Source organism: Planktothrix serta PCC 8927, from assembly GCF_900010725.2.
GTDB classification, from domain to species: domain Bacteria; phylum Cyanobacteriota; class Cyanobacteriia; order Cyanobacteriales; family Microcoleaceae; genus Planktothrix; species Planktothrix serta.
In genome coordinates this window covers 1-334 of the sequence record NZ_LR734930.1, presented here as the reverse complement: position 1 = coordinate 334, position 334 = coordinate 1, and the positions used below count along the sequence as shown (strand labels likewise).

At 31.1% G+C, this 334-nt stretch carries 1 protein-coding gene; it reads left to right on the top strand.

Annotated elements, in window-relative coordinates; all coding sequences use genetic code 11:
• Nucleotides 1-332, top strand: a 332-nt coding sequence (locus PL8927_RS27680; RefSeq protein WP_231506172.1) for a nucleotidyltransferase domain-containing protein, incomplete at its 5' end; no start/stop codon positions are given.
• Nucleotides 333-334 lie beyond the last annotated feature (2 nt).

The window sequence follows — 334 nt, the reverse complement described above, 5'->3', positions numbered from 1 at the left end:
TTAATAAAATGAAACATCAAAAATTACCGGAGATTATAGAATTTATTAAAAATTGGTTTAAAACCCATTATTCTGAACAGGTTGTTCAAATTATTTTATATGGTTCTCAAGCTAGGGGGGAAGCTAAACCTGATTCAGATATTGACTTACTGATTGTGATGAAATCCGCGTTTAATTACTCTGATGAAATCAAAAAAACCAGTGAGTTTATTCAAGAATTATCCTTAAAATATGATACGGTTATCTCCCGTGCTTTTGTCTCTGAGCAGCGTTTTAATCAAGAAAAAAGTCCATTTATTTTGAATGTTCATCGGGAAGGAATTGTTCTATGAGT